Origin of the sequence: Anaeroglomus insulsum (assembly GCF_050689095.1) — a bacterium.
Lineage (GTDB): Bacteria > Planctomycetota > Phycisphaerae > Sedimentisphaerales > Anaerohalosphaeraceae > Anaeroglomus > Anaeroglomus insulsum.
On sequence record NZ_JBOGCL010000005.1, the window covers coordinates 42,895 to 60,812 of the forward strand.

The following is a 17,918-nucleotide window of genomic DNA, read 5'->3' on the forward strand; positions in this document are numbered from 1 at the left end:
TCATCTATTTATGAATTCTATACCCTCAAGCCAGACCCAACTGCCTTGCCAGACTCCGGGCCGGGAATACCGCTGGACGGATATTCCGGCTGCCGTCTGGGTGCAGATGACAGTCCTGACCGTGCTGTTCGGATGGTTTTTCGGTCAGGACTTATGGGGCATGGTCCATCGCTGGATCAACGACTCAAGCTGGTCGCACGGGTTTATCATACCTTTGTTCAGCCTGTACTTTTTGCATCAGAAAAAAGACCTGCTGCTGTCCAGTTCCTATCAGCCCAGCTGGAAATGGGGAGTTCCGGTTCTGATTTTCTTCCTCTTGCTATACCCGCTGAACATTGTCCAGTTTAAATTTGCTTATGGCCGCCCGATTCTGATGGTGGGTACACTGGCTGCCATGGTTCTGCTTTTGGGGGGATGGAACCTGCTGCGGCTGACCTGGCTGCCGATCGGCTATTTGTTTTTTGCCATTCCCCTGCCGGATCGGCTGTATTCTCAGATGACCATTCCCCTGCGGCAGATGGCTGCGGTCGTCGCAACCTGGGTATTAAATCTGATTCCGGATTTGACTGCTACCGCCAACGGCGTGGTGATTGATGTGGTTTACAAGGGGCAAATGCTTTCACCCGGTCTGGATGTGGCCGAGGCCTGCAGCGGCATGCGGCTGCTGATGGCCTTTGTGGCTCTGGGGGTGGCCATGGCCTATCTGCATGAAAGACCCATCTGGCAGCGGCTGGTCTTGCTGCTCAGCACCATTCCGATTGCCATCCTGTGCAACGTGGTTCGTGTGACCATCACGGGGTTGATTTATATCCTGTGGAATCCCGAGTACGCCAAAGGAATCTACCACGACATGCTGGGGCTGATGATGCTGCCGCTGGCATTTGGCTTTTACGGGATCCTGGCTTGGCTGATGGGCAATCTATATACTGATGAACAGGAGGAACAAGCCGACTTGATTATCCGGCGGATTGAATCCTCTATGGCCAAGGAGCCCAAGCCATGACCCAGCCCAGGAAATCACTGTTCAATCCGGCCTTCGTGACCTGTGCTGTGATATTGGCCTTATTTGCAACCACCAAAACCGTGGTCATTCACGCCCTGGGCGTCCATTTGACAAAACAGCCGATCCCCCTGAAAAAACCGCTGGAACAGCTGGACGCCAAAAAGCTGGAGCCATATATCGTACGCAGCCGGGAACGTATCGCCAATCAGGATGTGCTGGAAAGCCTGGGTACTGAAGAGTATCTCAACTGGACCCTTGAAGACCCCCAGGCCGAAAGCGACAGCCCAACCAAATATTGTACTTTATTTATCACTTATTATACCGGCAATCCGGATATGGTGCCGCATGTGCCGGACGAGTGTTACGCCGGAAGCGGCAACACCAAGCTCGGGGCGGATACCCTGTCCATAGAAATCGCCTGGCCCGGACGGGAAACCCCAGTCCCCATTTCCATGCAGTCGGTGCTGTTCAGCCGGCAGGAAAAAAGCACGCTGGCTCCGGAAACCCGGTTTTCCGTTCAGTATTGCTTCAAAGCCAATGGCCAGTTTTGCGGCAGTCGTACCGAAACCCGGGCGGTTCTGGGCAGCAATTTTTTTGTGAAGTACTCCTATTTTGCTAAAATCGAATGGAAATTTTACGGCATGGACTATACCGGCCTGATTTATCCCAATCAGGAACAAATGATGCAGGCCAGCCAAACACTGCTGGCCACCGTGCTTCCCGTTCTGGAAGAAGACCACTGGCCCGACTGGGACAAAGTCAAACGCGGCGAAATCGTTGAACCCTAGTCCCTGCGACCTTTTGACAGGAATTCTGAAGAATGGCAAAAAAGCTGAATAAAAAAGTAGCTTATTCGTTACTGGCACTCGTCGTTCTCTGTCTTGCCGGCGGCTCCGTTGTCGGCTTTCGGATGTGGCGGGAGCGAAATCCCGAATACAGCCTCAGCAAGGCCCGTGAAGCATTCAAAAACCAGGATTTTCGAACCGCCGAACAACTGTTTGGCAAGGCCTATACTTACTCCAAACTGGATGAGGACAAGATTGACATCCTCTTTGAGATGGCCCAATTCCATCTGACCAGCACACCAACTCACGAACCCAACTGGCGCAAGGCTCTGGGCTGCTGGCAAACCGTGCTGAATGTCAATCCCAATCATATCGAAGCCCGCCGCAAACTGATGGATTATTATTATCAGATGGGCGACAGCGGCGGCAGCGGTGCCTGGAAGATGGTCGAAGAACACTCGTCCAAATTGCTCGAAGCGTTCGCAAAGACCCAAACAGAGCCGGATATCGAGGTCCTGATGGCCAATGCACGGGCCTCACTGGAAATCGCCCGGATCGGCACGTCGGCATCCCGTGAAACCCTGGTAACCAAAGCCATCACCGACCTGGAAACACTCAAAAAGAAAACGCCCGACAACGGCAGAATCTATGAATACCTCATCGATGCCACCCTGCTCAAAGGCGAATTGGAGTATCTCAAGGGGGCAACCGAGCTGAAGGATAATACGTCGGCATTCGCGTTAAAAACCGCCCGCGAAAAGGCACAGGAGGATGTCAGGCAGATTATCCAGCAGGCCAAAGAAAATGCCTCCGACCAAAGCCTGGCGAATGCTTTAGCACTTGAAATGCGTCTGCGGCAGGCTCAGTCCGATCCCAATTTGCTGCCTGCTGTTCGTCAGGAGGCCCAGGCGATTGCTGCCGCATTTCCGGACTCCGACCGCATCCTGGCGATTGTCTCCACCAGCTATGAACTGCATGGAGCCATGGATCGCAGGCAGGAACTGGACCTGGCCATACAGCATATAGAAAAAGCCTTACGTATCGCCACAGATAAAAAGGTCTCCCACGCCATGCGTCTGGCATCGCTGCTGTATCGCACCGGCTCGTTTTATGGCGAAAAAGACCTCACCCTGCGAGCGATTCAGGAGGCGGAACAAGCCCTGACCTACCCCGAAGCGACCGTGGTACCCGGCCCCCGAGAAGGTGCCGCCCGCCAGAATCGTCTGATGCTTCAGATTTTCCTGGCCAAGTGTTATCTGGATCAAACCCTGCTGGCACGCGAATCCCAGGACACAGCCGGGGAAAAAGAGTATCTGGCCAAAACCAAAAATATGGTCAGCAGCATCACCCAGGCACTGGGTGAAAACAACCTCCTGACCCGACAGTGGCAGGGCTTGCAGCTGCTTGCTGAAGGACAAACCGACCAGGCCTTCCGCACGCTGTACAAAATCTATCAGGAATACAAAGCCCTCGACAAACCCGGCGATTACTCCACCATTGATGCGCACTTGTGCTATATGCTCTCACGCATCGCCGCCGGACAGCGGTCCCTCGGAATGCAGCGGGAGTTTCTTGAGAAAGCTTTGTACAATCAAAACAGTATCGCCCCCGAAAAACCCGGGGCTATTCTGGATTATGCCTCGGTCCTGCTGGAACTCCAGGGCGGCCAGCGTGCTGCCGATATCCTCCGGTCGTACATCAACATCTACGGCAAAAGCCCCCGGGTTCAGATTATGCTGGCCAATGCCCTGATTCAGGCAGGCCAGTTCGATCAGGTGGACGCCATTGTCAGCGGTCTGGACCCGCAGGATGTCCAGACCCTCTTGACCCGCTTGATGGCAGCCACCATGCAGGTTGGACGTCTCCAGGGACAAATCAATCTGGGGGGTTCCACCGGCGCCACGCCGGCTCAGCAGGCCCAACTGGCAAAGCTTCGCAGCCAACAGGGGGACTTGATCAAACGTCTGATAGACAAAGCCCCCGACAAGCTCGATTCAGGCATTTTGGCCTCTTATTGTCGTTATGCCATCGCCAACGATATCCCGGGAGTCGCCGACCTGGTCAACCAGTATCTGGCCGCGTTCCCGACCAATACCACCGCTCAGCTGCTCAAGCTGGAACTGGCTGAGCCGGATCCCAAAACCGTGACTTCCAGCCGGCGGACCGAACTGATGGAACAGGTGCTGCTCCAGACCCAGGACCCTCTGCAGCGTGCGATCGGGCTGGGTCAGCATTATCGTTCCATCGGGAAAATCGACCTGGCGAAGGAACACTATCAGAAGGCCTACCAACTGGCTCCGGAGAATATCGAAGTCTGCAGCGGCTATTTTGGATTCCTGCTGGATCAGAAAGACATCAAAACCGCAGAGTCCATTTATCAGAAAATACGAGACAAAAATCCCGACGGCTGTGAAGGCAATCTGTTTGCCGCCCAACTGGAAATTGCCCGGGAAAATTACACGACCGCTCTGCGGCGTCTGGACGAATGCCTGGCGCTTCGCCCCTCGCTGGTCACGGCTGCCATTCTCAAAAGCCAGGTATATCTCAGGCAGAAAAACTACTCCGCCGCGGTTGAAAATGCCACCCTTGCATTCCAGATGGACCCCCAGAGCGGCCTGGCCGCCCGGCAGCTGGCATCCTCGCTGTTTGAGCGCAACCGCGACCTGGGAAGCAAGGTCACCGACCAGCAAATCGCTGAAGCCGACCGGGCGGTGGGTCTGGCCATGGTGCTGAATCCGGGTGAATGGCAGCTCCAGAGCATCTACGCCGAAACCCTCGACCAGCAGGACCCCCAGCGGGCCCTGGCCATGCGGCAGGTCCTGCTCAAAAACTATCCCAACTCAACCAACGCCATAATGCTGGCCAATATGGCCCTGCGGCAGGCCCAGAATGAAAAAGACTCGGCCAAGCAGAGCGCCCTGCTGGAAATCGCCGGCAATGCTTATGAACAAGCCTGGCAGATGGCTCCTGCCGACACTGCGGTTCAGATGGCCTACGCCGAATATCTGCGAATCACCAACCAGCGCCAGAAAGCCACTGAGCTGTTTGCCGGCAACGACAATATCCTGTGGCGGTTTTATTTGAATGACAGCCAGTACGGCAAGGCTCTGGAGATTCTCAACGCCCTCAACCAGAAAACTCCCGACCAGACCGACATCCTGCAGGGACTGATCGAAGCCCATCAGGGCCTCAACCAGTGGGATGAAATGAAGGCCTGCCTCGATCTGTTGGCAAAGAAGGAACTGACCGTCGATCAGGAACTCTGGATGATCCAGAAATATCTCGATTCCGGCCATAATCAGCCCGCCGAGGCCAGGCTGGCCAGTTTCCAGGAACGCCACCCCGATGACAACCGGGGTCTGCTGCTGGACGCGTGGCTGGAAATGATGCGGGGCAATCTGGAAATCGCATTGACCAAGACGCAGCGTTACCTCGAAAAAGACGTCAACAGTGCCGGCGGCTGGCGGCTCAAAGGCCGCATCCATCGTCTGATGGGACAGTCGCAGCAGGCCATTGACGCCCTGCAGCGGAGTAAATCCATCACCCCGGATTCCTCGGTTCGGATGGAGCTGGCTACGCTCTACAGCCAGAATCGACAGATTGAAGCCGCCGCCGGCGAATTGAGCTCCGGCCTCAACGACTCCAAGGCTCCCCAGCAGCTTCGTCTGATGCTCGAGACGCTCTATCGGGAAAACAAACGCTATAATGATTTAAAACTGTTCTACACCAAAACACTCGAAAAATTCCCCGAAGATCCCTTCTGGATCAGCCGGGCGGGCCTGTTCTATCTCGAACAGAAAGATTACCCAACCGCCCTGAAACTGCTGGAATCGGCTCTGACTCTGACCCAGAAAAAAGGAACCAATGACCCGACGGCACTGGACCATTATCTGGGAGCCCTCATCGCCGCTGGGAAACTGGAGAACGCGACCTCCGTTGCGGCAAAATACATTGATGGCCCGCTGGCGCCGGTGGCTTACTGGAACATCGCCACCGTCCAGGCCCAATTGAATCAGCCGGACAAAGCCGCAGAATCCTTCTCCCGGGCCATCGAGAAAGCCGCCAATACCCCCACGTCCCTGCTGGCCACCCTGTCTGTCATGGAACGGGTGCTCGGTGCTGCCAATGTGGAGTCCTGGTGCACACAAAAACTGGCCGCAGACCCCAAATTCATTCCGGCCCATTTGATGCTGGTCAATCTGGCCGAGAAGGCCGGGGCATTCAACAAGGCCCTGACCCATATTGACCAGTGCCTGGAAAACACCCCGCAAAACACCATGCCCTGGCTGGAATATTCCAATCGCAAGGCCAACATCCTGATGCAGGCGTATGTCAAAACAGCCGACGCAAACTATCTTAAACAGGCCCTGGCCCAACTGGAAACCAACCTGAAGCTGCGGCCCAATGACGAAACCATCATGAACAATATCGCCTATCTGATGGCCGACAACGATATCGAGCTGGATAAGGCCGTTTCGTATGCACGACGGGCCTACCAGAAACTGCCGGGCAATCCGGTTTTCCTGGATACCTACGCGTATGCCTTATGCAAAACCGGCGACTATGCCCAGGCCGAAACCTACATGCGGCAGGTCCTGGCCTCTTATGAACGCACCAGCACCGTACCGCCCTGGGATGTCTATAAACATCTGGGGATGGCATTGATGGGCCAGACCAAAAACACCGAAGCCCTGGCCGCATTTGAAAAAGCCAAAGAACTGGGAACGGACATCCCGGATAAAGAAAAACTCTATTTACAACAGACTATTCAAAGTTTAAAACGTTAAACCGGTAATGCCCTTTAAGGAGCAAGACTTATGAATCAGAACATACAGCGTGCAGCAACCTCTCCGGCAGCGGTTTCCCTGCCGCGGCCCATAACCGCCCCGATGCCCGCAGCGGATGCAATGACACCCAAGGAGATTCTGGGCATCCTGCGTCGGCATGTCTGGATGATTATCCTGTTTACCATTGGCGGTGCCCTCGTCGGTACTGCCGCCCATTTTCTGCTGCAGCGGGTTTATCCTCGCTATACAGCCCGTGCCCAGATTGAGGTCCTGCCCCCGGTGGAAGGCGACCCGCTGACCTTTAATATCAGCCAGCCGCAGAAAGATACGTACTACCAGTTCCGCTTCACCAAGGCCGCCCTGGTTAAACAGCAGACGCTGCTCAATGAGCTGATTCAGGACGAAGAGATTCGCAACACCAGGTGGTTTAAGCAGTTCGCCCAGGTGGACGCCAACGGCAACATCGTCGGAGGACGAGACAAAGCCGTCAGGAAGGCCATCGAAGACCTCGAAGACCACCTCACCGCGACAGCCCCGCGTGATTTCGTCTTTATCGAAGTCGGCATGACCTGCGGCAGCGCCCAGGAATCGGCCAAAATCGTCAACAAAATGGTCGATAAATTCATGGCTTCTCAGCGTGACCTGGCCCTGCAGTCCATTCGAGCCCAGCTGGCTGAACGCACCAAACAGCGGGAGGAAATCATCCGGCGACGCGACACCATCGAAGCCTCGCTGGCCAACATCCGTTCCGGAACGCGTTTTGCCCGCCTGAATCTGTCGGACAACAATACCTTCCGCGATTATATGGACCAGAAAATCGCAGACATCGAGAAAAGCTTCAGCAGCCTGGACAGTGCCCGGGCCAATCTGGAAATCCAGATCGCAACCTTGAAACGACGCGCCGAAAATGTGCAGTTTGATGAAGTCGTCCAGGAGCAGATCGAACAGGATGCCATCGCCCGTCAGATTCGTGCCAACATTGCGGCCACTCAGCCTATCCTGGCCGAACGCCTGACCCGGTTTGGGGAAGATCACCGTTCCGTCAAGGAAGTCCGTGACTCTCTGCGACAGATGAATGAAGACCTGGCCAAACGCCAGAAGGAAATCGGCGATATCGTCCGGAAATCCCAATATCAGGCCGCCGAAGATCAGATGGCCGCCCTGATCCAGCAGCTGGACACCGTCACCGAACAACTCAAAGCCGCCCAGGCGGAATACAAGGATGTCGATATCATTCGTGCTGAATACAACAAACTGGAAGTCCAGCGCAAGGATGAAATTGACATGCTCAATGAAATGAACAGCTATATTGAGAAGCTGTATGCCCAGATTCAGGACCCGCTGATTTCCAAACTGCGGGTCATCGGCCTGGCTCCCGAACCCCTGCGGATGAGTTTCCCCCGGATTGAACTGATGCTGCCGGCGGGCATTATTCTGGGACTGCTGGCCGGATTGGGGCTGGCATTTGCCGTGGAACTGCTCAATGACCTGCTCCGCACCCCCAGCGACGTCATGCGGCATCTGCGAACACCGCTGCTGGGCACCATTTGCCATTCTGATGACGATAAAGATGTCGAGAAGGTGGAACTGGCACACGTGGTTCGCCAGGCACCCTATTCCATTATGAGCGAAAATTATCGCCAGCTGCGAACCAACCTGAAACTGTCAGGCCCTGCAGGCAGCGACCACAAGGTCCTGCTGATCACCAGCCCTGCCGCAGGCGATGGCAAAACCTCCGTCGCCGTCAACCTGGCCAGCACCATGCTCTATGAAAACAAACGGATCCTGCTGATCGATACCAACCTGCGCAGACCGTCCACCGGCCATCTGTTCCCCCGGACCGAAACCAACGGGGCGGTATCCGAACATCCCGATTTCGGACTGAGCAACTACCTGATGGGTCAGTGCCCCGAAGAAAAAGACATCATTCGCTTCAGCGGCATTGAAGGGCTGGATATTATCGACAGCGGTCCCCTGCCGGCCAATCCCGCCGAGCTGCTGGACAGCCCCCGGATGCATCAGCTTCTGGAACGCTGCAAGCAGATGTATGATTATGTCATCCTCGATGGTCCTGCCCTGCTGGTCAGTGATGCCAAAGTCCTGGCCACCAGCGCCGACGGCACCCTGGTGGTCTTCAGTGCCGCCGAAACGCACCGCGGCACGGCTCAGCGTATCCTGCGGGAACTCCAGAATGTCCATGCCAATACCCTCGGCACCGTCCTGATGGGCGTCAAGAGTCGCAAGGGAGGCTATTTCCGCGAGTTCTATCGGTCCTATCAGGAATACCAGCGCGTCCAGCTCAAACAGGCTTACTAACAAACGGATTAGACACATATGAATCGATATCTGGTCACTGGCGGTGCCGGTTTCATCGGCTCCAACATTTGTCGGAAACTGGTGCAGGAAGGCTGTTTTGTCCGGGTGGTGGACAATCTCCTGACCGGCAAGAAACAGAATCTGGAGGGGATTCTGGATAAAATCGAGTTTATTGAGGCCGATATGGGCGATAGTCACGTTGCCCGTGCCGCGACCCGGGATATTGATGTCGTGCTGCATCAGGGAGCCGTGCCGTCAGTTCCGCGCAGCGTCGTGGACCCGGCCACCACCCATCGGCATTGCGTGGACGCCACCTTTACCCTGCTGCTGGCGGCCAAAGAAAACAAGGTCAAACGCTTCGTCTATGCGGCCAGCTCGTCGGCCTATGGCGATACGCCGACGCTGCCCAAAGTCGAATCCATGCCGACCCATCCCCTGTCGCCCTATGCGGCAGCCAAGCTCTTCGGCGAGTACTACTGCAGCGTTTTCTACAAGGTCTATGGCCTGGAAACCATCGCGTTACGCTATTTCAACGTCTTCGGCCCCTACCAGGACCCGACCAGTCAGTATGCCGCAGCCATCCCGGCCTTTGTGACCAAAATCCTCAAAAATGAATCGCCGGTAGTTTATGGCGACGGCGAACAGACACGGGATTTCACCTATATCGACAATGTCGTTCACGCCAACCTGCTGGCGGCCAGGGCTAAATCCGTCAGCGGACAAGTGGTCAACATCGCCTGCGGCCAGCGGATCTCCGTCAACCAGATCATTGGCCTGATTAACCAGATTCTGGGCAAACAGGTCCCGATCCAGTATCAGCCCAGCCGGGCCGGAGATGTCAAGCACTCCCTGGCGTCTATCGAGCTGGCCAAAGCCGTCATCGGCTATGAGCCGGTGGTCTTATTCGAAGAGGGATTACACAAAGCCATCGCCTGGTACAGGACCCATCTGGTCTGAATACCCCGCCCCGTTCAGCCCCACCGCATTCGTATCAGCCCGTTTGTTCGGCATTGACTTTAATGACTGAATTGGGTATCTTTTATCTGGAGAATCGAGGGTATGAGGACAAAACAAGACATTGTCATACATCCAATCCGGAAATCCTGTCAGGAACCGGGGATTATTCTATTGAAGGGAAGGTAAGTCCTGATGGCTTCTCCAATAACGCTGCCCCTCAGACGCATTCTGGTCCTGGGGCATCACCGGACCATTGCAGGGAAGTTGGCGAGTCATTACCGACTGCAGCCGACCTGCTGCGACTCGGTGCAGGCCGCTGTCGGATTGGCCGCTCAGACCCCCTTTGATCTGATCCTCGTGCCGTTTGACACCATCGCAGGGACTCGTTACCAATCCCTGAACCTGCTGCGTCAGTGCTGCCCGCAGGCACGGATTGTGCTGCTGTGCTCCATGCAGCAGGAACCCCTGGTCCGATCCCTGCTGCAGAGCCGACAGGGTGATGTCAAACCAGCCGATGATTACCTGCTCTACCCGCAGGGCTTTATTGAGACCATACGGCCCTTCATCGAGCCATGCGAGCAGACCCGTCTTCGATCGGCTGACGTCGAACACACCATCGAGCAGCTCGAACGGCTGGCCACAGAAGACGACTTAACCCATCTGAAAAATCGACGCTATATCCGACAATTCCTGACCCAGATTCTGGAGTATGCGCGTACGGATAACTTTCATGTTACCCTGCTGCTGTTCGACATCGACAACTTCAAGCACTACAATGACCAGTACGGCCACGCCGTGGGGGATGCGGTCCTCTATCAGGTCGGCCAGATGATGAAGCGATGCTGTCGCAGCCATGATGTCGTCGCCCGCGTCGGCGGGGATGAATTCGCGGTGGTCTTCTGGGATTTGCCCTCCGAGGTCACGCACACCGACATCGAGCCGGAACGACGCAAATCCCTCAGCGAGCACCCCAAAGAAACCGTCTTTATGTCCGAACGCTTCCGCCTGCAGCTCAGCAAGACCAAACTGTCGTCTCTGGGGGCCTCCGGCAAGGGCCACCTGACCATCAGCGGCGGGCTGGCGTCGTTCCCCAAGGACGGCTGGGATATGAAGCAGTTGTTTGAGCAGGCCGACCGGGCCATGCTTCAGGCCAAACGCAGCGGCAAAAACAGGATTCATATCGTCGGGGCCTCTGAAGAGGCCGCAGAACCCTCAAACCAGACCGACTGCATCCAATAATCCTGCAATTTTGACCCGGATTCATTGACTGACTGTATCTCTTATTGTGCATCCGCATTCTCCGAATAGCACAAATTACGCTAACACTATCTTGCTATTCGTAAAAATTCCATAATTTTTTTATTCTCTGTCCGCACTGGACTTATATTTTCTCACGTCCCGCGATATTTCGATTTTTCGAACAAAAACTGCAATTTCGTCCCCTATACGGAGGCCTATGAAAAATGAATAGAAATCGCAGACAACGGAATACACCCTTTCACAGCCAAGCTCTGCTTGGCTGTGTTGCTGTAGTGCGCAGGCCAAAACGAGAAATTGCGCACGAAGTTGAGAATAGACCTATGCGCAGACTTTAACCGCAAAAGGGGTCTATTCCTTTTCGCGGTACAGAAAAAACAAAATTTAAAATTATTTTAGCGGTATTTTAAAATCCGCCTTAATTCAATTAATCCATTTATTCAATGGGCATTTTTCGTCTTGAACCCTAACCTTAGCTGGAATCCAGCACTTACATATCGAACAAAATAATTTAGCGCCAGGCTTATAATTTTGCTTTGGTATCGGAGGAAGAGCCGACAAGTCGTCTAAATTCTTAATAACATTTACAATGCCGTTATTGTTTAGAAACCATATATACTGAGAAATCGAAATCCACGTTGATTCAGTACAATTCTGGCATTGTGTAAGTCGAGCAATTGACCATTTAGAAGTCGTATTAGGCAAATGCATTAATTTACTAATACTAGCCAAAAACATCCCATTGACAATATTCTTCATGGTTTTGTTACAGCAACTCATCATTTGGGTCTCCAGCTAATATTATGCCAATCGTTGACATAGCTTCCAGAGATCATGCAGGCGTCGAGCAGTAAAAAAGGATAGTCTACGTATCTGCATAGATCGTTTGGCCACGTGGAATCTGGAAATGGAATGTACAAAAGCGTTCGCTTACTACCAAGATAAGAAAAGTTAAGATTTATTACGTAGTCAAGACGAAGAAAATATGTGTTGTTTTGCTTATGTCTCATAGTGACGTTTATAGACCCTGTCCACGCACAATTGGAAAAGCAGACACATTCGTTAAAGTCTGGACCAATGTGATCGCATCCACCAAGGCCAACATGAAACAAATCCACCTCTACTTGGATTGGATCGTAATCAGGGTGTGTAATAGTGTCTGAAATATGATATATTAATGGGGTTTTGGTGGGCCCTCCGTATGGAGGACAAGAGTTCCAATTTGCATTACCACAGTCTTCGTAATAAAACCACCAATAACTAACTCCAGGTATAAGACCGACATTTCCGTCAAAAATACTAAAATAATTTTTCCCATTATAACGAACAGCTTGTCCTTCACTATATACCTTGGTAAAAGACCATTCCTCCGGGTTTGGATCAAGAAAGCAGCAGCAGCCTGTTCCGGAAGCATACTGAGGCTCTGACCCACAGCAAGTCCGGCATAGACCTCCACCAGATTTACGCAAAACTAATCCTGTGTCGCCATCTCGCTTGAGGGGCATTATGGGCAATCCTCCGACTTTATAAACGGATATGGACATCGCCATTTAGATCCATCGTAATAGACATCAATACAATCTCCATCGGCAAGCAAAGGGGCACACTCTGAAAGATTTGCAGCACCTTCAAATAGCCGACAATGGACTGTTATTTCTTTTCCAAAAGAATCATTGTCTAAATAACATTCTATGGTGCTACCGGTTCCAGCGTCCAACTTACAATAAGCCGTCCGCATAACTCCTGATATTCTTGCCGGAGGCTGATCCATTTGAGCATAAGGCAATATCCCGGCCTGTTCGATTCGTTTGTCTAATTTAACCTGGTCCTGCTGTCTCATTATAGCTCCGTCCAATCTGCCGTAGGCGTCACAGACGCCAATGGTCCGACTGCATCCGGTATTACATCCACCCTGGCCGTCGAATCTGACAAAGTGCCGTCATCAGAGTACGACCGCACTATAAATCGATATATCTTGCCATGGGTCAATGAAGGACTGTTCCAGATAAACGCATTGTTTCGAGCGATGCTGCCCTGAACAATTCCACATGGAATCTCATCATCAATTCGGTTACCATAAGGACCAAAGTCTCCCTCACGCAGCATCCATGCACAATCTTCCAAGATTGGGCGAAAATCTCCTTCGCTTAGTGGCTTTCGATACCAATTGATGGTCGTTAGCGGAATATCGGCCAACTGCAAATATATTGCAAATCCGAACGCTGGCGTATCCTGACCGCCTGGCACATACCGCCAACGAAGCCGAACACGTCCGCCAGCCATGAGCTCCGCCATTAAATCCACCGGAGGATTAGGCGCATTGCCAATCATCTGGCCATCATCGCCGATGCGAACTTTGCATGGCACAGAGTCGTTGCCTTCTAATCCGCAGCAGCCTTTAACCTTACGCCGGACATACCACCACTGGCTGGATGCCGGCAATGACTGCCCTGTGATCAAAATGGAGTCTATGTTCACAGCCATAATAGCAACAGGCCAATCATAATCAATTACGCCATCCTGGCCGCGATAAATTGTATAAGCATCAATTTGTCTTGGCCAAAAGTCCCCCTCAGTCAGCATTCCGCCGTATAGTGGCAGATAACCGCCAAAATCTCCTTCAGTTAAAGAGCGTCGATTCTTATTAAGCATCCGTTCGTATCCGTGATTCGACGCCTGCTGTCTCGTTAAAATTAAACGACATCAAAATAGACATTCCATCATCATCATAAACAGTCTGCTTTCCGGTAGATTTGTTATATTCAGCCTTATTCAACAGCTTTTTATCAGCCTTAGCAGCCAAGTCCACATCTGGCATGGTCATAATAACCTCCGGATAAATCACTATGCCGGATGTTGTACATAATGCAGCCAAAAGAATCATATTGGCATTGGTCTCAGCTTGGGTCATATCAAAAGCATAGACGCCGGGCATATAAGTCGCATCGACTTCGGTCGGATTGACATCGGTGGTCTGAACCACAGCACCACCATCCTTTGAGATTCGAGCAGTAATATTGGCTGCTTGACCCGTTACGCCGACCCGTGTTGTAGCATTTTCCGCAAAAATATAAATCTTCTGGGAAGACTTGTTTTTGATAATATGATTTTGCATATAGCACCTAAAAACTGGTTTTCGTTATTGTTTAAACATATATTAAACCGCAGGCGTCAAATAAATCGTGGGATATCGCATATCCCGAATGGCCGTAATCAGTCCATCGATGTCAACATCAATTTCGGCCAGCTTGATATGTTCAGTCGTCGGCCATCCATTACCATCTACATCAAACCCAAGAGTATTATCTGACTTCATCCAGACATATGTCGTATCATTGTCTGGCGGGTTGATGGCAGCTCCGGCCTGGTAGGTCTTAACTGTTGTGTCATATATATAGCTCCCGCTGCGTACATTGAATGTCGTCGGTGTTGCCGCATAAACACTAAGGGTCATCGCCCAGCGGACGCTGCTGACCAGACCCCATAGAGTCTTGTAATAGTCTTCGATAAAATTCGTTTCCCCCAGCGGTATACCCTCCAGTCCCAATGATTCTAATTCTCCAATAATATCAGCAATGGGAGGATACCCGCGACTCAAACTAGTTTGCGTCAATAAACTCATAATATTCCTTTTTAATTTGTCTAATTATGTACAAATAACAGTCCCTGACCATTAACATCAGAAACCATTCGTTTTTTGCGACTTGCATCACCAATACACCGTTTACTGCTGATTACCCGTCCCTCCAGGTAATCGATCCACAGCTGTTGATCTTCCGTTAACCAATATCCGTCAGGATTGGCAGCAACAATAAAAACTCCTTCATTACGTAAAGTCTGAACGATACGACGCACTCGTCGGCGCAAAGTCTCTCGTTGACCATAAATCCCGATGTGTTGGGCAATATCAATCGCCTTCAGTGGCTTATGAGCATTCAGTAGGATCGAGAGACATCGAGACTTTTCGAATGCTGTGACATCCATAGACATCGGGTACCCCTTTCAATATTTGATTGCCTCAATCAATTCGGGCTCGGCAAAAAAAACATCCCTTTTTTCCCGCCTGCAGCCCACCGCGTCCAATTGTTCATCCGTGAGTTTAGCCAGACTATCCTTGTCCGGTTCTTCCTTGATGCGGAGGTATGTCTCCGCTTTTTTGCCAAAAACTACCTTAATTTGATCAACAGTATCTTTTGCGTTGGCAATCTTGATGGCTGTACTAGAACGCCAGCCCACAGTGCCAAACTGCAGCTTTCGGCTTTTGGCTCCTCCAAAATCCTCGGCATGCGCAGCACAAAATGCCTGTAGGCTGTTTGTCAATATATCAATCTGAACCGCCGCTGATGCTGTGGACTGCTTTAGGCTCTCCTTGATACGGTCAATTTCGTCTTTTGCATTCGCCTCTGCAGTTGAAATAGTATTAACCAGATCCCCAAGATCTTTGAGTATTTCGTCCGCCCGCTGCCAGTCTGCAATCGCAACAATTGACTGCTTAGATCGGGCACGTTTTTTCACGAAAGTCTTCCTTGCCATGATTGTTTTCCCTAAAATAAGTGGAAACATCGTTTAATGTATCGTATACTCTGCCAGTTTTCCGAGCTAACACCGCCTTAAGTGCCTCAATGATATTGTATGCCTGGCGTCCGTTCAACTGGCTGACAGTGCGAATTTTGTTTAGCGTCATTCGCATAATGAATTGTTTGAGTGGCTCTCCGCATATGCCTAAATCACCAGCCAAATAATCAATCGCCCTCCGCTGCGCATCACTGGCATAATATCCATCATATGACCTGGCCACCTTGTCGCGATAATGAGTCGCTGAGAACCCAGGATGTCTCCAGCCCAGCGATTCGCAAATTGCCAAAAAGTCATCTACCTGATAATTATTCAAATCCTTGCAGCTAGCGCAGATCTGTCCATTGGATTTTTTATATTGAGCCAGCAAAAAACGATATCGACCGTCAAGATTACCGTCTCGGATCCCCGCTGCACGTGCCGCTGTCTGAATCAATTTAATCTGGTCCTTAGTCATTGTTAAATGTTCAGTTATCAATTTACAATTTTAAAATAGACCCTTCTCGCTGCGGATCCGCTCCATCCACTGGCGGTCAAACCATCTTAAAATAATCTTAAAATCAATAATGATAACTTCCGGGTTATTCTGGGATCTCCAAACAGTCCCCCCATATAGCGAATCCCAGAACTCCATAAATTTCTGCAGAGTAATAAAGCCTTCTTGATTGATTTCGATAAAATTCAAATTCTTTAAATGTTTTTTGCATTTTCCGGTAATCTGTAGCCGCAGGCCATAGCACTCTCCGCCATCGACAGTCAAAAAGTCACCCACATCGCCGAAGCGGTCGTGGATGCGAGTCGTCTGTGTCTTTCTGCCCTCCAGTATAGGTAAAATAAACTGCGGAGCAAATTCTATTTCGTTGGTCATTTTGAGTTATCCATTTTCAATTTTCTTGCCCACCGTCTTAATCCATCGGCTAACAAAATCAAAAAGGCCGCATCACGGATAGCCAAGGCAAACATCCCTACAGCCAAATGCAGCATCAGGCTGATGGCATTGCTGACTATCCATAAATAAAAACATCTCCGATCCAAATGATTGTTGTACCACACCCCAGCCACAGCCAGTAATGTTACCGCAATCCCAAAGGTCTCCAATATAATATTCATATCTAAGCCGTTTTTGCCATTGCCTGGTTGTCTTGTTGAATTGTCTCGACCGTCAGCACCGGCAACCGATCCTTGATCGGAAGCCCCAGTGCCACAATGGCCGAAACGATATGCTCGCCGGTGATGATTTCATCTCGTTGGATCTCGATGGCCTTATGCAGTGCAGCAATGATAATGCTGCATGTCCGCAGCCGGCCCGTCTGGCCCGTCCTGCAGATCGACTGCAGCCGTTTGATCGCGTCCCGTGTCAAGCTGATCCCGCCGTATTCATAGAGTTTGCGGATGTCCTCGGTGCTATACACACCGCCATCCCCTCCGCCGGCGGCGGCTGCCAGTTCATCCAGATTCAGAATACACAGCATACGCGAGCGGAATTGGTCCAGACTCTCATAGCCGCGCCGCATCACGTCCTGATTGACAGTGCTCAGCAGATGCGCATTGCCAGCCACAATCAGCGGACACTTACAGCGGACGGTAATAATCTGTCGGAGCTGATTGAGCTTATGCACATCCAGTGCCGACGCCTCATCGAGGAGAATTGTCATTTCTCGCCCGGCCAGACGTTCGACGATGCGAGCCGTCAGTGTTTTCACACCGCCGGCAAAATCGATTTTCAGCGCCTTGGCAATTTCGGCAAAGACCGCAGCCGAACTCATGGTGTCATCCAGTAGCACATAAACGCTGTTGGCGTTGACCTTGGCAAACTGTTTCAGGCAAATGCTCTTTCCGTGCCCGCTGTCTCCGACGATCAGGCTAATGCGGGCCTCATGGTCGTCGCTGTAGGCCTGGGTTTGTTTGATCACGGCAAATATTTTTCTGGCGACAGTCGTGTCAACATAAGTTGCCCCCTTGTCCACCTTTTTGCGACGTTCGACGGTATCGCAATAATCGGCAATTTTCTTGATTAGAGATTCCGTATCACCCGGATACCGTCCGTGAATCAATTGACTGATCGCCGTATCGCTGACGCCGATTTTCTCGGCCAGCGTCTTCTGACTGACTTTGTTCTCAGCCATGAAAAGACGAAGATTTTTAATAAAAAGCTGCTCAGCTGTTTTGTCTTCTGGCATAGGTATCCTTACCTCTCTTACCATAGCGTCTTGTTCAAGAGCCTTGGTTAAATCCATC

The 17,918-nt window shown here is 51.7% G+C and carries 15 protein-coding genes; 6 read left to right on the forward strand and 9 right to left on the reverse strand.

Annotated features, from left to right (window positions below; genetic code table 11):
• Positions 1-10: 10 nt before the first annotated feature.
• From ACQ9LF_RS06085 to ACQ9LF_RS06110, 6 genes are all read left to right on the forward strand, one after another.
• Positions 11-1,003 carry an exosortase/archaeosortase family protein gene (locus ACQ9LF_RS06085; protein WP_462488488.1) on the forward strand — a complete coding sequence of 331 codons (993 nt, stop codon included), beginning with the start codon at positions 11-13 and terminating at the stop codon, positions 1,001-1,003.
• Positions 1,000-1,791 carry a hypothetical protein gene (locus ACQ9LF_RS06090; RefSeq protein ID WP_462488489.1) on the forward strand — a complete coding sequence of 264 codons (792 nt, stop codon included), beginning with the start codon at positions 1,000-1,002 and terminating at the stop codon, positions 1,789-1,791. The genes ACQ9LF_RS06085 and ACQ9LF_RS06090 overlap by 4 nt, the downstream gene beginning before the upstream one ends.
• A 32-nt stretch (positions 1,792-1,823) precedes the next feature.
• The gene (locus ACQ9LF_RS06095) at positions 1,824-6,575 is read left to right on the forward strand and encodes a tetratricopeptide repeat protein (protein WP_462488490.1); all 4,752 of its coding nucleotides are present in this window, start codon (positions 1,824-1,826) and stop codon (positions 6,573-6,575) included.
• A 30-nt stretch (positions 6,576-6,605) separates the two neighbouring features.
• Positions 6,606-8,891, forward strand: coding sequence for a polysaccharide biosynthesis tyrosine autokinase (locus ACQ9LF_RS06100; protein ID WP_462488491.1), 2,286 nt, complete (start codon positions 6,606-6,608; stop codon positions 8,889-8,891).
• 18 nt (positions 8,892-8,909) lie between these two features.
• Positions 8,910-9,848, forward strand: a complete 939-nt coding sequence (locus ACQ9LF_RS06105) for an SDR family oxidoreductase (protein ID WP_462488492.1) — start codon at positions 8,910-8,912, stop codon at positions 9,846-9,848.
• A gap of 192 nt (positions 9,849-10,040) precedes the next feature.
• Positions 10,041-11,087 carry a GGDEF domain-containing protein gene (locus tag ACQ9LF_RS06110; RefSeq protein ID WP_462488493.1) on the forward strand — a complete coding sequence of 349 codons (1,047 nt, stop codon included), beginning with the start codon at positions 10,041-10,043 and terminating at the stop codon, positions 11,085-11,087.
• A 1,857-nt stretch (positions 11,088-12,944) separates the two neighbouring features.
• On the opposite strand, the gene ACQ9LF_RS06115 is transcribed toward ACQ9LF_RS06110, so the two are convergent.
• From ACQ9LF_RS06115 to ACQ9LF_RS06155, 9 genes are read right to left on the reverse strand one after another with little or no spacing between them, the layout of a single operon-like run.
• Positions 12,945-13,757, reverse strand: coding sequence for a hypothetical protein (locus ACQ9LF_RS06115; RefSeq protein WP_462488494.1), 813 nt, complete (start codon positions 13,755-13,757; stop codon positions 12,945-12,947).
• Entirely contained in the window at positions 13,750-14,220 is a 471-nt protein-coding gene (locus ACQ9LF_RS06120; protein WP_462488495.1) for a hypothetical protein, read from the reverse strand. The genes ACQ9LF_RS06115 and ACQ9LF_RS06120 overlap by 8 nt, the downstream gene beginning before the upstream one ends.
• 42 nt (positions 14,221-14,262) lie before the next feature.
• On the reverse strand, positions 14,263-14,727 hold the full coding sequence (locus tag ACQ9LF_RS06125) for a hypothetical protein (RefSeq protein ID WP_462488496.1): 465 nt from the start codon (positions 14,725-14,727) through the stop codon (positions 14,263-14,265).
• Between the two features lie 20 nt (positions 14,728-14,747).
• Complete coding sequence (locus tag ACQ9LF_RS06130; RefSeq protein ID WP_462488497.1) at positions 14,748-15,095, reverse strand: hypothetical protein; 348 nt, start codon at positions 15,093-15,095, stop codon at positions 14,748-14,750.
• Between the two features lie 12 nt (positions 15,096-15,107).
• The gene (locus tag ACQ9LF_RS06135; RefSeq protein ID WP_462488498.1) at positions 15,108-15,620 is read right to left on the reverse strand and encodes a host-nuclease inhibitor Gam family protein; all 513 of its coding nucleotides are present in this window, start codon (positions 15,618-15,620) and stop codon (positions 15,108-15,110) included.
• Positions 15,598-16,137 (reverse strand): phage protein GemA/Gp16 family protein, encoded by a 540-nt coding sequence (locus tag ACQ9LF_RS06140; RefSeq protein WP_462488499.1) that lies wholly within the window; start codon positions 16,135-16,137, stop codon positions 15,598-15,600. The genes ACQ9LF_RS06135 and ACQ9LF_RS06140 overlap by 23 nt, the downstream gene beginning before the upstream one ends.
• Before the next feature lie 30 nt (positions 16,138-16,167).
• On the reverse strand, positions 16,168-16,548 hold the full coding sequence (locus ACQ9LF_RS06145) for an ASCH domain-containing protein (protein ID WP_462488500.1): 381 nt from the start codon (positions 16,546-16,548) through the stop codon (positions 16,168-16,170).
• On the reverse strand, positions 16,545-16,790 hold the full coding sequence (locus ACQ9LF_RS06150) for a hypothetical protein (RefSeq protein ID WP_462488501.1): 246 nt from the start codon (positions 16,788-16,790) through the stop codon (positions 16,545-16,547). The genes ACQ9LF_RS06145 and ACQ9LF_RS06150 overlap by 4 nt, the downstream gene beginning before the upstream one ends.
• 2 nt (positions 16,791-16,792) lie before the next feature.
• Positions 16,793-17,860 (reverse strand): AAA family ATPase, encoded by a 1,068-nt coding sequence (locus ACQ9LF_RS06155; protein WP_462488502.1) that lies wholly within the window; start codon positions 17,858-17,860, stop codon positions 16,793-16,795.
• Positions 17,861-17,918: the final 58 nt, after the last annotated feature.